14 protein-coding genes and 1 riboswitch are annotated in these 15,993 nt (G+C 59.2%); of the genes, 5 read left to right on the top strand and 9 right to left on the bottom strand.

The window, feature by feature from the left end; genetic code table 11:
- Positions 1-87 precede the first annotated feature (87 nt).
- The gene (locus tag ACO6TG_RS26075; RefSeq protein WP_422375869.1) at positions 88-1,038 is read right to left on the bottom strand and encodes a LysR family transcriptional regulator; all 951 of its coding nucleotides are present in this window, start codon (positions 1,036-1,038) and stop codon (positions 88-90) included.
- Positions 1,039-1,135: 97 nt separating this feature from the next.
- On the opposite strand from ACO6TG_RS26075, the gene ACO6TG_RS26070 reads away from it, so the two are divergent.
- Both ACO6TG_RS26070 and ACO6TG_RS26065 read left to right on the top strand, forming a co-directional pair.
- Positions 1,136-1,327: a hypothetical protein gene (locus ACO6TG_RS26070; RefSeq protein WP_422375868.1), complete on the top strand. Its 192-nt coding sequence runs from the start codon at positions 1,136-1,138 to the stop codon at positions 1,325-1,327.
- Between the two features lie 138 nt (positions 1,328-1,465).
- Positions 1,466-1,612: riboswitch (FMN riboswitch) on the top strand.
- A 72-nt stretch (positions 1,613-1,684) separates the two neighbouring features.
- A complete protein-coding gene (locus ACO6TG_RS26065) occupies positions 1,685-2,119 on the top strand; it encodes a 6,7-dimethyl-8-ribityllumazine synthase (protein ID WP_422375867.1) in 435 nt (144 codons plus the stop codon).
- 137 nt (positions 2,120-2,256) lie between these two features.
- Here the strand turns inward: ACO6TG_RS26065 and ACO6TG_RS26060 are convergent, their stop codons facing one another.
- The 3 genes from ACO6TG_RS26060 to ACO6TG_RS26050 form a co-directional block, all read right to left on the bottom strand.
- Positions 2,257-4,104: an ABCB family ABC transporter ATP-binding protein/permease gene (locus ACO6TG_RS26060; protein WP_094074481.1), complete on the bottom strand. Its 1,848-nt coding sequence runs from the start codon at positions 4,102-4,104 to the stop codon at positions 2,257-2,259.
- Between the two features lie 150 nt (positions 4,105-4,254).
- A complete protein-coding gene (locus ACO6TG_RS26055; protein ID WP_422375866.1) occupies positions 4,255-4,647 on the bottom strand; it encodes an ArsR/SmtB family transcription factor in 393 nt (130 codons plus the stop codon).
- A 135-nt stretch (positions 4,648-4,782) separates the two neighbouring features.
- The gene (locus ACO6TG_RS26050) at positions 4,783-6,546 is read right to left on the bottom strand and encodes a LysM peptidoglycan-binding domain-containing protein (protein WP_422375865.1); all 1,764 of its coding nucleotides are present in this window, start codon (positions 6,544-6,546) and stop codon (positions 4,783-4,785) included.
- 234 nt (positions 6,547-6,780) lie between these two features.
- On the opposite strand from ACO6TG_RS26050, the gene ACO6TG_RS26045 reads away from it, so the two are divergent.
- Together ACO6TG_RS26045 and ACO6TG_RS26040 are read left to right on the top strand one after the other, a co-directional pair.
- Complete coding sequence (locus tag ACO6TG_RS26045; RefSeq protein WP_422375864.1) at positions 6,781-7,416, top strand: TIGR00730 family Rossman fold protein; 636 nt, start codon at positions 6,781-6,783, stop codon at positions 7,414-7,416.
- Positions 7,417-7,542: 126 nt separating this feature from the next.
- The gene (locus ACO6TG_RS26040; protein ID WP_422375863.1) at positions 7,543-8,796 is read left to right on the top strand and encodes a diguanylate cyclase; all 1,254 of its coding nucleotides are present in this window, start codon (positions 7,543-7,545) and stop codon (positions 8,794-8,796) included.
- Here ACO6TG_RS26040 and rarD read toward each other — a convergent pair.
- From rarD to cysS, 5 genes are all read right to left on the bottom strand, one after another.
- Positions 8,775-9,710, bottom strand: coding sequence for an EamA family transporter RarD (rarD, locus tag ACO6TG_RS26035; RefSeq protein ID WP_422375862.1), 936 nt, complete (start codon positions 9,708-9,710; stop codon positions 8,775-8,777). The two genes, ACO6TG_RS26040 and rarD, sit on opposite strands and share 22 nt — an antisense overlap.
- A gap of 39 nt (positions 9,711-9,749) precedes the next feature.
- Positions 9,750-11,345, bottom strand: coding sequence for a citramalate synthase (gene cimA / locus ACO6TG_RS26030; RefSeq protein ID WP_422375861.1), 1,596 nt, complete (start codon positions 11,343-11,345; stop codon positions 9,750-9,752).
- Between the two features lie 33 nt (positions 11,346-11,378).
- Positions 11,379-11,885, bottom strand: coding sequence for a GFA family protein (locus ACO6TG_RS26025; protein WP_422375860.1), 507 nt, complete (start codon positions 11,883-11,885; stop codon positions 11,379-11,381).
- On the bottom strand, positions 11,885-12,253 hold the full coding sequence (locus ACO6TG_RS26020) for an endonuclease domain-containing protein (protein WP_422378955.1): 369 nt from the start codon (positions 12,251-12,253) through the stop codon (positions 11,885-11,887). Before ACO6TG_RS26020 ends, ACO6TG_RS26025 begins: the two co-directional genes overlap by 1 nt.
- 295 nt (positions 12,254-12,548) lie before the next feature.
- Positions 12,549-13,964: a cysteine--tRNA ligase gene (gene cysS / locus ACO6TG_RS26015; RefSeq protein ID WP_422375859.1), complete on the bottom strand. Its 1,416-nt coding sequence runs from the start codon at positions 13,962-13,964 to the stop codon at positions 12,549-12,551.
- Between the two features lie 278 nt (positions 13,965-14,242).
- On the opposite strand from cysS, the gene ACO6TG_RS26010 reads away from it, so the two are divergent.
- Complete coding sequence (locus ACO6TG_RS26010) at positions 14,243-15,910, top strand: L,D-transpeptidase family protein (RefSeq protein WP_422375858.1); 1,668 nt, start codon at positions 14,243-14,245, stop codon at positions 15,908-15,910.
- The last annotated feature ends 83 nt before the right edge of the window (positions 15,911-15,993 follow it).

Genomic DNA, 15,993 nt, shown 5'->3' with positions numbered 1-15,993 from the left:
CGGTTGCCCGACATGCACCAGTTGCACTTGTTGTTGCTCCGCTTCTAGAGGCTTTTTGGCCGAAAGAGAACCGATTTTCGCGGAAAATCAGCTAAGCTTTGCAGGCCTTTCCCCCAAATTCACCGCTTCGGGTGCCCGGTAGTCGGTATCCCAGTAAGGCGGTCGTCCGTATTTGGAAATCAGGAAGTCAACGAAGGCGGTCACTTTGGGCGGAACGAACTGGCTGGGTGGATACACCGCCCAGATCGCGCCGGTCCTGGCAACCTTGTAATCTTCCATCACGGCGACCAGCCGGCCGTCGCGCAGGTCTTCCCAGACATGGGCCAGTGACTTCAGGCTCAGTCCCAGTCCGTGGAGCGCCGCATCATAGGTCAGATCGCCGCTGTCACCCTTGATGACCGGTTTTTGAACCTCAAACCCGACCTCGCCTTCCGGGCCGTTAAAGTACCAGACAGGAACCGACGGCAGGCTGATGCAATCATGATTGACCAGATCCTCGGGATTCGTCGGGATGCCCTTGCGGGCCAGATAGTCCGGTGAAGCGCAAAGCGCCCTCGGGTTGCCGCCGAGCCGACGTGCCAGAAGCGAGGAATCGGCGAGCGGAGCGCCCCTGATGGCAATGTCGTAGCCTTCCTCGATCAGGTCGACCATACGGTCGGAGATGTCCATTTCCAGCTGAATATCGGGATAGAGCGTGCGGAACTCGACGAGATAGGGAAGGATGTGCTTTCGGCCGAAAAACGTGTTGCAGGAGATTCTCAACGACCCGCGGGGTGCTTCCGTAGTCGCCTCCAGAACGGATCGCGCCTGATCGATTTCATCCACCGCCGCACGTCCGTGCTGGAGCAAGATCCGCCCGGCCTCGGTCAGTGTCGTTCGCCGTGTTGTCCTGGCAAACAACTGCGCACCGAAAACCTTTTCCAGGGTCGTCAATCGGGCGCTGGCCGCGGAGGGGGACAACCCGATTTCGCGGCCGGCCCCTGACAGGCTGCCGAGTTCGGCAATGCGGATGAAGAACTGCAGGTCTTCAATTCTCATTATTCCATACTTTCGAAGAATGATTTCGATTTTAGCCTGATTATTCGAAGTGACGCAACATGCCATATAGAGGTCACCAAACGCGAAGGAGACCATCATGCTGCACTCAGGCGATATCTACGAAACCCGCGCCCGCGCTGCCCGCAACCGGGAACTGCGCGCTTTGAGCCGTGCTCTGTCGGGCTTGATCCAGACTGCTTTTTCCGGTCGTCAGTCCGTTCGCAAGGCCAGTTTTTCGGTTCTCGAGCCGGTCAACGATTGTGGCGATGTCCAGAACAGGGCTGCCTAGGCCAACCCTAGGCCAATTCGAAACAAACACCGGTCGCCCTGGCGCGGCCGGTCCGGGGCCCTGCCCCGCCCTGACCAATTTGTCATATCCTGTGGCGTCTTTAAGCCTTGCCTTGTCGTTCGACGCCTGCCACATACGCTCCGTTCTCAGGGCGGGGTGAAATTCCCCACCGGCGGTAAGTGGCTCGAGCTGCAAGCCCGCGAGCGCGCTCAATTGTGAGCGGTCATGCAGATCAGGTGAGATTCCTGGGCCGACGGTCATAGTCCGGATGAAAGAGAAACTGCGGTCGGACCACATCTGTGGCACGAGTGCATGTGATCGCCTTGGGTGACGTGTCACAAAGAACGGAGATTACATATGACACACACCCGCTATGCCTTCATCAAAGCCGGCTGGCATGCTGACATTGTCGACCAGGCCCTCGTGGGATTCCAACAGATCATTCCAGCTGAAGAGATTGATGTATTTTACGTTCCCGGTGCCTTTGAAATGCCGCTCGCGGCAAAGGACCTTGCCGGCACCGGCAAATATGCGGCCATTGCAGCTGCAGCCCTTGTCGTCGATGGCGGTATCTACCGGCACGATTTCGTGGCCCAGGCCGTTGTCAGCGGATTGATGCAGGCCGGTCTCGAAACGGGTGTTCCCGTTCTCTCTGTCTCCCTGACCCCGCACCACTTCCAGGAGACGGACCATCACATGACGATCTATCGCGAACATTTCGTGCTGAAGGGCCGTGAGGCTGCCGAAGCTGCGTTGAAGATCGGCAAGTTCAAGGCACAGCTCAAGGGCTGATCTGCCGCATCACTCCAACTGATGTCCCCTGCGCGTGAGAAGAGACCCAGGAAGCTTCGTCGGTGAGCGCGTGTGCGCCAACGGAAAGCCGGATCAGTCCGATCCGGCTTTCCTTTTTCCAACAACCGCGGCCTGCCCTACTTTGCCGGAACGTAGTCTGCTGTCTGGCCACGCGTAATGATGCCAAGATCGTCATTTTCGCGAGCGGCCCGCAACCGTTCCTCTGCCTCATCCGCCTCACGCTGCCGCGCCCACATGGAGGCATAGAGGCCGTCCTTGTCGAGCAGCTCGAGATGGGTGCCGCGCTCGGCAATTTCGCCGGCTTCCAGCACGATGATCTGATCGGCATTGACCACGGTGGACAAGCGGTGCGCAATCACCAGCGTGGTACGGTTCTGGGACACTTCGTCCAGCGCCGACTGAATTTCCCGCTCCGTATGCGTGTCGAGCGCGGAGGTCGCTTCGTCCAGGATCAGGATCGGCGGTGATTTCAGGATCGTGCGGGCAATCGCCACGCGCTGTTTTTCACCACCGGACAGTTTCAGGCCACGTTCGCCAACCTCCGACTGATAGCCCTGTGGCAGCTTCTCGATAAAGTCGTGGATCTGCGCCATGCGCGCCGCCTCGCGCACTTCCTCATCTGTCGCGTCCGGACGACCGTAGCGAATGTTGTAGGCGATAGTGTCGTTGAAGAGCACCGTATCCTGCGGCACCATTCCGATGGCGTGGCGCACGCTCTCCTGGGTGACGTCACGCACGTCCTGGCCGTCAATGTCCACGGCGCCGTCCGTCACGTCGTAAAACCGGAACAGCAACCTGGAGATCGTCGACTTTCCGGCGCCGGACGGCCCGACGATCGCGACCGTCTTGCCGGCCGGGACCTCAAAATCGACGCCCTTCAGGATCGGCCTGTCTTCATCATAATGAAAGCGCACATTCCTGAAGGCGATGTTGCCTTCGACGGCCTGAAGCGGGCCGGCATCAGGCTTGTCCTTGATCTCGGCCGGCACGAGCAGCAGATCGAACATGGATTCGATGTCGGCCAGGCCCTGACGGATTTCCCGGTACAGAAAGCCGATGAAGTTGAGGGGAATGGAAATCTGCATCAGGAGCGCGTTGATAAGGACAAAGTCGCCGATGTTCTGCTCGCCTGCCAGCACCGCTCTGGCGGACAGGGCCATGCAAACCGCCATGCCGATGCCAAGGATGACGGACTGACCAAGGTTCAGCCAGGCAAGAGACGTCCAGGTCTTGGTGGCCGCCTTTTCATACTTCGCCATCGACACGTCGAACCGTTCGGCTTCCATCTTCTCGTTGCCGAAATACTTCACCGTTTCGAAATTCAGGAGGCTGTCGATGGCCTTTGAATTGGCATCCGTGTCGCTGTCGTTCATCTCGCGCCGGATTTCGATGCGCCAGTTGGAACATTTGACAGTGAACCAGACATAGGCCGCAATCATGACTGCCACGACGACGACGTAGAAGAAGCCAAACTGGTACCAGATGACCGCCGCCATGATGGCGAATTCCAGAACTGTCGGGAACCCGTTGAGGATCGTGAACCGCACGATCGACTCAATGCCCTTTACGCCACGCTCGATCACACGGCTGAGGCCGCCGGTGCGGCGCGCCAGATGGAAGCGTAACGAGAGCTGGTGCAGATGCTGGAATGTGAGGATCGCCAATTGACGGACGGCATGCTGGCCCACGCGGGCAAAAAGTGCGTCCCGTAACTGGTTGAAGGCAACGGCCAGGACGCGTGCGGCGTTGTAAGCCAGAACCAGCATGATCGGTGCCACCAGGAACGGCGGCAGATCCGCCACCTCACCGGTCAGGGCGTCGGTCGCCCAGGCGAAAAAATAGGGCGACAACACCGTTACGAATTTGGCGATCACCAGCGCAAAGACGGCCAGCAGAACACGCTTCTTCAGATCGGGTCGGTCCGATGGCCAGATATAGGGCCAGAGATTGGCAAGCGTTGTCAGCGTGCTGCCTGCGTCGGCGCTGACGGCCTTCTGTTTGTTTTGCTTGTCGGACGGGCTGCCGGATGCCGCGGAAGCAGGCTTTTGCGGCGCGGTGGCTGATCGATCTGTCACGCAGTTTCTCCGGGCCGCTCTTGCACGGCCATCTCGCTTTTACGTCTGAGGCTTTTCAGCAGTCAATTCGCCGCCGACCATGTCTTCCTCGCGGGAGCGCAGCGCGTTCCAGAACCCCTGAGAGAGGGTTTCCGACTGGTCGAGTTTTTCCCGGTTGAGCAGATAGTGGCAATTCCGGCCGCGCGTATCGCAAATCAACAGGCCTGCGTCCTTGAGGACCTGCAAATGCTGGGAAACGGTTGATTGCGCCAGGGGCAGATGATTGACGATCTCGCCGCAGCACGCCTCCTTGCGCGTTGCCAGCTGCTTGACGATGGCAAGACGCGCCGGGTGGCCCAGGGCCCGAAAGACGGCGGCCAGATCTTCACAAGCTGCAACGCATTCGGATGCACCCTGACAACCCGTCTTTTCAGATGCCTCGCTCCCGCTCATGCGGTGGCCTTTCTCTTCACAGCAAATTGTTTCATCGTAAATATGCGATGAGTACTTCGAAAAACAAGGGCCAAAGAGAAAAGGCAGAGACCCCGGGGGTCACTGCCTTTGTTTTTTGTCATCCGCCTGGCTGGTTTAGCCGTTGTTTTCGACCGGCTGCTTCCAGTTCAGATCGCCTTCCGGTGTCAGGAACACCTGACCTGGATAGATCAGGTCAGGATTACGAATCTGGTCCTGGTTCGCCTGATAGATGGTCGTGTAGCGAACCCCTTCCCCATAGAGACGGCGTGAAATGCGCCAGAGATTGTCGCCCTTGCGGATGATCACCACCGGCAGGGTCTTCTTGACTTCCGCACCCTGCCCCGCGGCATCGCCGCTGGCGCCGCTGGCGACGACCTTTGTCAGAACGATCTGCTTGTCCTGTTCCTTCTCGAAGGTGACGGCGGCCCGCGCATCCACGGCATTGCCGTCTTCCGCAATCAGGTCGGCACGCACTTCAACATTGCCCTCGGCAATGTTCTTGGTGCCCTGAACCAGCCACTTGCCGCTGGCATTGACTTCGGCCTCGCCCTGGAACTCGTCGCCGACATAGACGCGAACAGAGGAGCCCGGCTCACCCGTTCCGGCTACAAAGACCTTGTCGGTCTCCGACTCGACGGCCTCAACCGTGACAGTCGGTTCTGCCGGCGCCGCCTCAGGCTGAGGCGCTGACGTAGCAGGCGCCGTAGCCTCCACCGGCTGATTGTCGGCCGGAGCCTGTTCCCCTTGAGACGCCGGTTGTTCACTCGCCGCAGCGGCTGGCTGTTCTTCGGACTGTGCCGGCTCGGATGGCTGGACAGACCGGCTCGCCACTTGCGTTTCTTCGCCAGCATCTGTCTCCGGCGTCTGCGCGGCGGCCGCCGTCTGTTCTGCGGCTGCAGGTGCTGATCCATTATCCGAAGCCGTTGTGGCAGCCGTTTCGGTTGCCTCTGGCTGGGAGGTGTTGCCGGTGCCTTCTGCTGCCGCAACCTGAGCTGCGTCACCTGACGCCGTTTCCGCTTCGCCTGCCTCTGCCTGGGCAGCCGGTGCGGTCTGGTCGCTCGATGCCGGTTGGCTTTCCTGCGAGGCTGCTGCGACTTGCTCTGCCGCCGGAGCGGCCGGTTCAGCCTTTGCCTGTTGCGAGGCAGATGTTTCAGGCTGCTGGCTGTCATCCGCTTGCGGGGCAGAAGCTGCTTGCGTGTTCTGAGGTGCTGCGTCTCCGGTCGGCGCTGTCGGTTCAGCAGCGGCCTGCTGTTGCGGTTCCTGCTCAGGCTGGACCGCGGCGACCTGCTGTTCCGTTTCCGGTTTCTGCAGAACGTCGGACGGCCCATCCGGCGAATTCAAGACGACCAGCGGCTGTTCCTTGCCGCCTTCCGGTAGCGATACGGCCAGGCGTTCTTCGGACGTGGCCACCGGATCGCCCGCCTCGTCATGAACTTCCAGACCCACATCATAGTCGCCCGGTTTGAGCGGCTCATCGAGGATGATGGTCCACTCCCCGGCCTCGTTGGCAATGCTTTTGCCGACCACCTTGCCATTTGCAGTCAGTGCGACAATGGCACCTGCATCCGACCGGCCTGCGACCACGGTCTCACCCGTGGGCTCCACGCCGACAACGTCGAAGCTCGGTCCCTTGGCGCTCTGATCCTGATCAGGTGCGCTTTCAGACTGCGCAGTTTCTTCCGGAGCGCTCGCGTCCTGTGGGGATGCCGCGGTTTCGACCTGGCCGTTTTCGGTTTGCCCTGCGGGCGCGGTGGTGGTTTCGGCCGCCTGCTGGAAGGGCAGCTTGCCGGTGTCCCGGTAGACATAGGCGGTTGCCAGCGCAGCAAGCCCAACCGGCACAGCCACGATCAAAGTCCAGACGAGTGTTTTCTTGTTCATTGATTTTCCTGCCGGAGAGCGCCCCTGCCGCGCTCATTTTTCCTGTTCCCCTGTGCCGCTTCGCATCGGACCAAACCCGCGGTTCCGATCAAACGGTCGCTGATGCTGCCTGAAATGCCGCTGACACAAATTCCGATCCTGCCCATGCATAGCTCTCTTTTCAGGGCGCGGCAAGAAAACCCGCTTAAGAGCCAAGGGCTTTCAAACAGAATGCTTGACCTTCAGGCGAACTCAATGCCACACCTTTGCGTCATGAATACGGTTTCTCAAAAACAACTCACAAGCGTCTGTGTCTATTGCGGCTCCAGCTTTGGCTCGGACCAGTCTCACGAGGCTGCGGCCACCCGGCTTGGCCAGCTCATCGCCGAAGCAGGGCTTCGCCTGGTCTATGGCGGCGGTTCGGTCGGCCTCATGGGCACCGTTGCCAATGCTGCACTGGAAGCAGGCGGAAAAGTCACGGGAATCATTCCGCGTTTCCTGGAAAAACGGGAAGTCATGCTGGAGACGCTCGAAGATCTCGTCATCACCGACGACATGCATGAGCGCAAGCACCTTATGTTTCAGCGCGCCGACGCCTTTATTGCCCTGCCAGGTGGCATCGGCACGCTGGAAGAAGCGGTGGAAATGATGACCTGGGCCCAGCTTGGCCAGCACCGAAAGCCCGTTGTCCTCGCCAACATCAACGGCTTCTGGTCGCCGCTTCTGGAACTGCTCGACCACATGCGTGCACAAGGTTACATCCGGCCGGACACCGAAGTCCCGTATCTGGTCGCGCGCAATGTGGACGAGATCCTGCCAATGCTGCGCAAGGCTGCTGCCGGCACTCCCACACCTTCCGCAGGGGAACTGACTTCGGTAGACAAACTCTAAGCTCCTGCAAGAAAAATGAGTTTAGGTTTCCGGTGCGAAGCTGTGAATTATTATCTTTAACCAAATTGAAGTTGTCAGAATTGGATAGTACGGTCAGGACAAATACCGCAAGAACAGGCATGCTCCATGCAAACTACCCTTTTGGTTGAAGACGCATCGTTTTTTGAAAAGGCGATCGTCAAAAAACTGCATGAAGTCGGCCGACACCAGATCATGGTTGCACGCAACTATGAAGAAGCGGAAAACTGCCTGAACCTTCCGATCGGAGAGCCGGACCTTGCGCTGGTCGACCTGACCCTGCCCGATGCGCCGGACGGCGAGATTGTCGACCTGTGCGACCAGTTCAAGATCCCGACCATCGTCTTCACCAGCCGGTTCGATGCCAAGACCCGCAGCAAGATGCTGGAAAAAGGCGTCATCGACTACGTTCTGAAAGACAGCCCGGGCAGCCTGAATTATGTGGCGGAACTGATCCGCAAACTGGCACAGAACCCGAAGATCGGCATTCTGATCCTGGACGATTCAGGCGTCGAACGTGATGCTATCTCGCGGATCGTTTCGAAGCATCTTTACAAGGTCTACCAGGCGGCGTCCACGGACGAAGCACTCCAGACCCTGAAGGATCACAAGGACATCAAGCTGGTCCTGGCCGATTACTTCATGCCGGACAAGGACGGCTTCGCCTTCCTGAAGGCCGTGCGGCGGGTGCACGATCCGGAGAAGGTCGGTGTCATCGGCATGTCCTCCTTCGCCAACTCCGACAACCGGGTGCGGTTCCTGAAATACGGCGCCGCCGATTTTGTCGACAAGAACTGTTCACCGGAAGAGCTGCTGCTGCGGGTGTCCCAAAACCTCGATTACATTTACCGCATCGAGGAACTGAACAATATGGCGATGCAGGACGCGCTGACCGGGCTCTACAATCGCCGATTTCTTCTCGACGAGGTCACCAAGGCCATCAAGAAGTGGCAAGCGAGCGAGAACAACAAGCACTGGCTTGCCCTGATGGACCTCGATTCCTTCAAGGGTATCAACGATACGCTCGGCCACGATTTCGGCGATGCCGTGCTGACAAGCTTTGCGCAGCACCTGAAAAAGCTCTCCAAGGGCAACGATGTGGTTGCCCGTCTCGGCGGTGACGAGTTCTGTGTCGTTTTCTGTGACCGCAGCGAAGAGGAAGTCGTCGAGGCGCTGCAGGGCCTGCTGGATTCAATTCAGACCTCACCGGTGCGCCATGACGGTGAAGAGCACCTTATGCGGACCAGTATCGGCATTGCCGAGCTTGAGCCCGGACAGTTTGGCGAAGCGCTCAAAGTGGCCGATCACAGGCTCTACACCGCCAAGCGCACCGGACGTGGTCAGCTGGTCGCAACCGGCTGAGCACGCGCCTGGCGGCGATAGCGTCGCCAGCTGTCATAGGTGAAGACCACCAGAGCGCCCCAGATCATCAGGAAGGTCATCAGCTTGGTCTGATCGAGCGGCTCGCCCCAGACATAGACCGCCATCAGGAAATGGATGGATGGCGCGATATACTGCATCAGCCCGATCATGAAGAGCGGCAGGCGGCGGGCCGCCGAGGAAAAGCAGATCAGCGGCAATGCCGTCACGATCCCTGTTCCGGCAAGCGCTGCCAACACGGGCAGATCGTTCAGGACCAGGGCATCCTCCCCCCAGCTCAGGCTCAACAGCACATAGCCGACTGCAAGTGGAAACAGCAGCAGGGTTTCGACAAAGAGGCCTGGCGTCGCCTTGACTGGCGTAACCTTGCGCACATAGCCGTATCCGGCAAAGGAAAAAGCCAGAACCAGCGACACCCAGGGCAGCCCCCCGGCCAGAACCGCCTGCAGAACCACCGCTATCGCGGCAATGGCGACGGCTGCCCCCTGCCCGATCGAAAGCCGTTCATGCAGCACAACGAGACCAACCACGATGCTGACCAGCGGATTGATGAAATATCCGAGGGAAATGTCCAGCACCTGGTCATTGGCAATGGCCCAGACAAACACCAACCAGTTGACGGCAATGAAACTTGCTGACGCAGCAAGGCCCTTCAGGACCTTGGGCTGTCGAAACACTTCGCGAACTTCCGGCCAGCGGCCGCGCAAATAGAGAAACAGGCCGACAAACAGGACGGACCACAGGATACGGTGCGACACCACGAGATCAGCGGAAATCGTGTCGGTGAGTTTGTAATAGGCCGGGAAGAAGCCCCACATGCCATAGGCGGCAAGCCCGAACATCAACCCTTGACGGAATTCAGCCTGCGCCTCGGTCTCAGTGCCCGTCTGCGACATGAAAAAGCCTTTCTGGCGCAAAGTGATGCCGCAGTCTGTTCAGACCGCGTCAGCCTTCAAAAGCGCGAATGTGATGGAATCGACGAGGGCCTGGAATGAGGCGTCGACGATGTTCGAGGAGACCCCGATCGTGAACCAGCGACGATGGTTCTTGGTGTCGTGGCTTTCGATCAGGACGCGCGTCACAGCGCCGGTGCCACCGTTCAGGATTCGCACCTTGTAGTCAATCAGTTCGAGCCCCTCGATCGCCGACTGGTACTTGCCGAGATCCTTCCTGAGAGCCATGTCGAGCGCGTTGACAGGGCCGTTGCCCTCTGCGACCGACATGCGAGTCTCGCCGTCAATGTCGACCTTGACCACAGCTTCCGACACGGTGATCAGATCGCCGATGGCATTGAAACGACGCTCCACCATCACCCGGAAGGAATTGACATCGAAATAGCGCGGCACTTCGCCCAGCTCGCGGCGCGCCAGCAACTCGAAAGACGCATCGGCCGCCTCATAGGCATAGCCTTCCGCTTCCCGCTCCTTGACCTTGGCGAGCAAGCGGTCAAGCCTCGGGTCGCTTTTGTCGACTTCGATGCCGACCCGGCCGAGTTCTCCCAGGAGGTTGCTCTTTCCAGCCTGATCCGAGACCAGAACGCGGCGCGCATTGCCGACGCTTTCCGGTGTCACGTGTTCATAGGTCTGCGGATCCTTCAGGATCGCCGAGGCATGAATGCCGGCCTTGGTGGCAAAGGCGGTTTCGCCGACATAGGGCGCCTGCCGGTCCGGGGACCGATTCAGGATCTCGTCAAAGGCATGCGAAATTGAAGTGATCGCCTTCAACTGGTCATCACTGACGCCGATCTCCAAACGGTCGGAAAAGGCAGGTTTCAGTTTCAGGGTCGGGATCAGGGTGATCAGGTTGGCGTTGCCACACCGCTCTCCAAGCCCGTTCAATGTGCCCTGGATCTGGCGTACACCGGCGTCGACGGCTGCCAGGGAATTGGCAACCGCGTGGCCGGTGTCGTCATGGGTGTGAATGCCGAGGTGAGAGCCCGGAACCACGTCCTGGACCTTGGTCACAATATCGAAGATCTCATCCGGCAACGTGCCGCCATTGGTGTCGCACAGGACGATCCATCTGGCTCCGGCATGATAGGCGGTTCGGGCGCAATCGAGCGCGTAATCGGGATTGGCCTTGAAACCGTCGAAAAAATGCTCGCAGTCGATCATGGCTTCCTTGCCGGCATTGACCGCAGCAATCACGGTCTCATAGATCGAATCGAGATTTTCCTCATTGCTGCAGCCGAGCGCGACGCGGACATGATAGTCCCAGGCCTTGGCGACGAAACAGCAGGCATCCGCACTGGAAGACAGGATCTGCTGCAGCCCCGGATCATTGGCAGCCGACCGGCCAGCCCGCTTGGTCATGCCAAATGCGGTAAAGGTAGCCGTCTCCGTGCGCTTTTCGCCGAAAAATTCCGTGTCGGTCGGATTGGCGCCGGGATAACCGCCCTCGATGTAGTCAACGCCCAGACGTTCCAGCAGCTCGGCAATGACGACCTTTTCGTTCACCGAAAAGTCGACACCACTGGTCTGCGCACCGTCGCGCAAGGTGGTGTCGAAGAGATAGAGGCGTTCCTTGGTCATGGGCGTTTCCTGGGTCGCGCGTTGTTTTTTTGTTTAGCCGTTCTGGTTTTCGTCGGGCTTGACCGGCGACCAGGTGTCTGTGTCGTGGTCGGGATGCTGGTTCGAGACGATACTCGCGAGAAAGGCCGCGGTCTCGACATCCTCTTCCGTCAGGCGGGCGGGGATCTCGGCCATGTGGTCGGTGTAAGGCAGTTTGCCTTCCACGCCATACTGGATCACCGGCGCGATGTCGGACGGTTTGTCAAAAGCGCCGATGGCAATGGCAACGCCATCAGGTGCCTCATAGGTGAGCGGCGTGCCACAGGCCTCGCAAAACCCGCGGGCAACCACGTTGGAGCTCTGGAAACGTTTCGGTTCACCGCGTGTCCAGGTGAGTTCAGCCTCGTCACGAATGCTGACCAGGGGCGCATAGAACCCGCCAAAGGCCTTCTGGCACATCCTGCAATGACAAATGGAAGCCTTGCCCAGCAGGCCGGTTACCCTGAACCGCACCGCGCCGCACTGGCAACCGCCCGTATGGTGTTCTGCACCTTCAGCCATCAGCAATGCTCCTTGCCACAAGTTTCGAGAATTTTCCGGCAGACACCGTCGAGATTTGTCCGGACGTCCGAATTCCAGAAACGGAGGACCGTCCAGCCTTGTGAGCCAAGAACAAGATCTCTTTCCTGATCACGCTTCACATCCGGGGTTTCAGCATGCTGTGAACCGTCCAGTTCAACGATCAATCGATAGGACGGCGCAGCGAAGTCAACGATGTAGCCTTCAATTGGCATCTGACGTCGAAACGGAATGCCCTCTAGCCGATGCGCGCGCAAAACGTGCCAAAGTTTTTTCTCGGCATCGGTCATGTTCGAACGAAGCGTTCTCGCGTTTGCCCTGAGGCCTCTTGAGATTTGACGATGAGGCATTGAGTAAATCCGCCAGGAAGGCTCGAGGTCTGCATGCTCTACCAAGTTTGTACCCCCCCTCTGTCCGCAACGGCGGACATCTCCCCCGCAAGGGGGGAGAAGGGAGCAAGCGGCATTTCTCTCGCATCAAGTTGCTCGCTTTGGACGAAGCAAACCTCCAGATCTGCAAATGCGCCAACACTGCGTGACAGGTTACTGGCAAGACAGCACGGCAGCCACCCCTCTCCCCCCTTGCGGGGGAGATGTCCCTGAAAGGGACAGAGGGGGGTGCTCTGGGTGTCCGTCGGCACAATCCTCACCGCTTGACTTCCCAGGTGGTCACGCGCTCGCCGGTTGCTGAGTCTTTTGAATCCTTTAGCAGAATTCCCTGAGAGGTCAGTTCATTGCGGATCTCATCAGCCTCGGACCAGTTCTTGGCCTTGAGCGCCTCCAGCCGTTGATCGATGGCCGCCTGGACGGCAGTTTCATCGATACCGCTGAGATCCGCCTGAACCGGTCCCAGTCCCAGCAGAGCAGCGGAGGCGGAATAGGTTTCCAATTTGGCCGGATCCTTGGCCGCCTCGACCGCAAGCGCGTGCAGCGCCTGAATGGCCGCAGAGGTGTTCAGATCATCCAGCATCGGCTCCAGGACTTCCGCTGCAGGGGCTGCATCGGTTGCCACCGGATCCGGCCAGCGCGCAAGCAGGTTCTCCGCCTCCTCCAGCTTGCGCTGGGAGAAGTCGATCGGTTCGCGGTAATTGGTCATCAGCATGGCCATGCGAAGGACTTCGCCAGGCCATTTGCGCCCGCCGAAACTCTCCGTTTCCAGAAGCTCCTGAATGGTGAAGAAATTGCCCTCGGACTTGGACATCTTCCGGCCTTCCACCTGCAGGAAGCCGTTGTGCATCCAGTAATTGGCCATGGTGGTCGTGTCGTTTGCGCAGCACGACTGAGCGATCTCGTTTTCATGGTGCGGGAAGATCAGATCCAGACCGCCACCGTGAATGTCGAACACCTTGCCGAGATGATGAGCGCTCATGACCGAGCACTCGATGTGCCAGCCAGGGCGTCCACGCCCCCAAGGGCTCTCCCAGCCCGGTTCCTCGTCCGAAGAGAGCTTCCAGAGCACGAAGTCGCCCGGGTTTTTCTTGTGTTCATCGACGGCGATACGGGCACCGGCCAGCTGCTCATCGAGCTTGCGTTTAGACAGTCCGCCATAGTCGGGCATCGAGGCCGTGTCGAACAGCACTTCGCCGCCCGCTGCATAAGCATGCCCCTTTTCAATCAGCGTGGCGATCATCTCCACCATGCCGTCGATATGCTGGGTCGCCCGTGGCTCGAATGTCGGCTCCAGCACCGCAAGGGCCTTGATGTCCTTGTGATACTGATCGGCCGTCTTTTTGGTGACCAGCGCAATTGCCTCGTTCAGCGGCAGGGCCGGATGATCGCGCAAAGCCCGCGCGTTGATCTTGTCATCGACGTCGGTGATGTTGCGCGCATAGGTGACATGATCCGCACCATAGAGCTGGCGCAGCAGGCGGAACAGCACATCGAAGACGATGGCCGGCCGGGCATTGCCGATATGGGCGTAGTCGTAAACCGTCGGTCCGCAGACATAGAGACGCACGTTCTCGTCATCGATCGCGCGGAAATCCTCCTTGGCGCGCGTCAATGTATTGGTGAGCTTCAAGCCCTTGAAAGTGCCGGATTTTTCTGTCTCAGCGGCGCTCATGTCAAACGGTCTCCTGGCCGGCTGGCCGGGCGATCCGTCTCAGAGGAATTTTTGCCAAGAGGGAACGGCCACAGCCAGCGGTGTCGCTAGCTGCAAATAATGGTGATCGAAATGATGTTCCGTGTGGCCGTCATCATGGCGGGCTTTATGGACCGGAAATTGGAAGCCGGTCAAGGCTGCAAATGGCAGGAAAGAGCAAATCCCGCCCCCTGTGGCGTTGGCGCCTCACCAGAACTGCCCTAAACTTCGACTATTGGGAATCAGAGGGGGAATTTCCGATGGATAACTTGTGGTCCGGCCGGAATAGCCGCGCGTCAATCGCTCTGGCGCTGTGCATCACCTTGACCGGAGGGCTGACAGGCAGTCCTTCATGGGCTCAGTCGGAGACGGCGCCCTCCGAAACCCAGGTCGTCCCCCCGCCACAGTTTCTGGAGCCGCAAACTCCGATCGCCAGGGCGATCCAGTCAGAAATGTCCCCGGACCTCAATCAAGGTCTTGTCCTGCACTATGGCGAACGGGCCTTCGCGCCGGTCTGGTTTACCGAAGACGGGCTGACCGAGAACGCCCATCTGACGATCGCTGCCATGGCCGCCGCCAATGAACACGCGCTCAATCCGAACAATTACGATCCGCTCGGCTTCATCAAGCGGTCCGAAACCGCCACCAGCGAGCAGGACTGGGCCCGCTTCGACATCGACCTCTCCGTCCAGTTCCTGCGCTACGCGACCCACCTCTCCTCTGGCCGGGTCCAGCCCAACGCCGTCAACAAGGCACTGAACCTGTTTCCGGACAGGCCAGACCCGAAAAACCTGTTTGAGGCCGTCGCCCGGTCGGAAGACTTCAGCGCCTTTCTCGACAGTCTGGCACCGCAATCCGACAACTACGCCCGGCTGAAGAGGCGTCTCGCCCAGTTTCGCGAAAAGGCAGCTGATGGCGGCTTCACGCCCGTGCCGGACGGGGACGTGCTGAAACCCGGCATGGACGATCCCAGGATTGCCGTCCTGCGACAGCGGCTGATCGAAGAGGATATCCCCGGCGCTGCGGACCACAGTGGCGAGGCCTATGATGGGGCCCTTGTCGAGGCAGTGAAGACGTTTCAGGAATATCATGGCCTCGCAACTGACGGGGTGATCGGCAAGAACACGCTCGCCAAACTGAACATTCCCCTGCAGGAGAAGCTGATCCAGATGGAGCTCAACATGGAGCGCCGCCGCTGGATGCGCGATGATCTGGGCGCGTTCTACATCTTCTCCAATCTGGCCGACCAGAACCTGAAAGTGGTGCGCAACGGCAAGACCATCCACACGGCGCGCGTTGTCGTCGGCAAGCCCTATCACGCCACGCCGGTCTTCTCCGATCAGCTTGAATATGTGGAGATCAATCCTTTCTGGAACGTCCCCTATTCCATCGCCACCAAGGAATACTTGCCGAAGCTGAAGCAGAATGCCTCCGCGCTCAGCGGCAAACAGATCCGCGTCTTCCAGGACGGCACTGAAATCACCCCGACCCAGGTGGCCTGGAACAGCTACTCCGGCGGCAATTTTCCGTTCCGCCTGCGCCAGGACCCGGGCGACGGCAACGCCCTTGGGCGGATCAAGTTCATGTTCCCGAACCGGTTCAACATCTACATTCACGACACACCGTCAAAATCGCTGTTTTCACGCGCCGAGCGCGCCTTCAGTCACGGCTGTATTCGGGTGTCCAATCCGTTCAAGCTGGCAGACGTGCTCCTTGCCGATGTCAACGCCAATCCAGGGCATTGGGAAACGATCCGGGACAGCGAAAAACGGACGGTTATCAAGCCGGCTGCTCCCATCGAAGTCCATCTGACTTACCTGACAGCATGGATGAACAAGGATGGTTCGACCCATTTCAGAAAAGACATTTATGGCCGTGACAAGGTGCTGCTGGAAGCGTTGAGAACAGCCATGACTCAGAACCTCTGACCATAACCTATTGAAAAATTTAAGAACTATTCTCGTTTAGAAAGCTGAACGGCAGCTGAATGCAGCGCTCAGCATGGGTTCAA

Origin of the sequence: Roseibium sp. (assembly GCF_965233565.1) — a bacterium.
Taxonomy (GTDB): Bacteria; Pseudomonadota; Alphaproteobacteria; order Rhizobiales; family Stappiaceae; genus Roseibium.
Note: the sequence above shows the minus strand (reverse complement) of the source record. Positions and strands in the feature narration are given on the sequence as shown.

Coding starts and splice junctions, on each gene's coding strand:
- ACO6TG_RS26075 (WP_422375869.1), bottom strand. CDS start 1,038: ATGAGAATTGAAGACCTGCAGTTCTTCATCCGCATTGCCGAACTCGGC.
- ACO6TG_RS26070 (WP_422375868.1), top strand. CDS start 1,136: ATGCTGCACTCAGGCGATATCTACGAAACCCGCGCCCGCGCTGCCCGC.
- ACO6TG_RS26065 (WP_422375867.1), top strand. CDS start 1,685: ATGACACACACCCGCTATGCCTTCATCAAAGCCGGCTGGCATGCTGAC.
- ACO6TG_RS26055 (WP_422375866.1), bottom strand. CDS start 4,647: ATGAGCGGGAGCGAGGCATCTGAAAAGACGGGTTGTCAGGGTGCATCC.
- ACO6TG_RS26050 (WP_422375865.1), bottom strand. CDS start 6,546: ATGAACAAGAAAACACTCGTCTGGACTTTGATCGTGGCTGTGCCGGTT.
- ACO6TG_RS26045 (WP_422375864.1), top strand. CDS start 6,781: ATGCCACACCTTTGCGTCATGAATACGGTTTCTCAAAAACAACTCACA.
- ACO6TG_RS26040 (WP_422375863.1), top strand. CDS start 7,543: ATGCAAACTACCCTTTTGGTTGAAGACGCATCGTTTTTTGAAAAGGCG.
- rarD (WP_422375862.1), bottom strand. CDS start 9,710: ATGTCGCAGACGGGCACTGAGACCGAGGCGCAGGCTGAATTCCGTCAA.
- cimA (WP_422375861.1), bottom strand. CDS start 11,345: ATGACCAAGGAACGCCTCTATCTCTTCGACACCACCTTGCGCGACGGT.
- ACO6TG_RS26025 (WP_422375860.1), bottom strand. CDS start 11,885: ATGGCTGAAGGTGCAGAACACCATACGGGCGGTTGCCAGTGCGGCGCG.
- ACO6TG_RS26020 (WP_422378955.1), bottom strand. CDS start 12,253: ATGCCTCATCGTCAAATCTCAAGAGGCCTCAGGGCAAACGCGAGAACG.
- cysS (WP_422375859.1), bottom strand. CDS start 13,964: ATGAGCGCCGCTGAGACAGAAAAATCCGGCACTTTCAAGGGCTTGAAG.
- ACO6TG_RS26010 (WP_422375858.1), top strand. CDS start 14,243: ATGGATAACTTGTGGTCCGGCCGGAATAGCCGCGCGTCAATCGCTCTG.